The 829-nt window shown below is 49.5% G+C and carries 1 protein-coding gene; it reads right to left on the bottom strand.

Features of this window, described 5'->3' with window-relative positions:
- Positions 1-198: 198 nt before the first annotated feature.
- Positions 199-829, bottom strand: a 631-nt coding sequence (gene flgG, locus A3729_RS07855) for a flagellar basal-body rod protein FlgG (protein ID WP_068633576.1), incomplete at its 5' end; no start/stop codon positions are given.

Below are 829 nucleotides of genomic sequence, written 5' to 3'. Positions count from 1 at the left end.
GACCCCGTCACCATTTCACCTGATTTCAGCGCACTCGAAGGTACAGGAGCGTAAGCCGGGTCATTGGGCAAAGGGTGCTCACGAGTCATGATGCTGCATGCACTAGTCAACACGACCAAGCTCAGGCCTAGCACTGCTTTGAATACTTGATTAATCTGCCTCATATAATCACCTTCCCCTCAAACAACTAAGCGCGTATTACAGGTTCTGCCCAATGTACTGGAGCATCTGGTCAGCCGTAGACACAACTTTTGAGTTCATTTCATAGGCGCGCTGGACAGTAATCATGCTGACCAGCTCTTGCACCGTATCTACGTTCGATTGCTCTAGCATGCCTTGCTTAACCTCACCAAAACCTGCCAAGCCCGGCGTGCCCCCTTGAGGGTTACCACTGGCTTCAGTTTCAGCAAACAGGTTATTCCCTAGCGCTTTCAAACCTTGGGGATTAATAAAGTCGACCGTATTAATCTGGCCAACTTGCTGTGCAGTGGTTTCACCAGAAATACTGACCGATACAATGCCATCTTCGCCGATCGTCACTGAAGAAGCATTCTGTGGAATAGTGATGGCGGGTTCTAATAGGTTGCCACCAGCAGTGACGACTTGGCCATCTGAGTTAACCTGGAACTGCCCATCTCGGGTATAACTGGTCGAGCCATCTGGCAATATAACTTGGAAAAAGCCTCTACCATTAACGGCTAAATCGAGAGCCTGGTCAGTCACTTCTAAGGAGCCTTGGGTAAATTGCTTAGTCGTCCCTTCGATCCTGACACCCGTACCGAGCTGGAGACCAGATGGTAATTGAGAGTTTTGTGAGTTCAAGCCACCT

The sequence above is a fragment of the Oleiphilus sp. HI0043 genome (genome assembly GCF_001634935.1).
The sequence above is the reverse complement of the archived record's forward strand: the minus strand, read 5'-3'. Positions and strand labels throughout refer to the sequence as shown.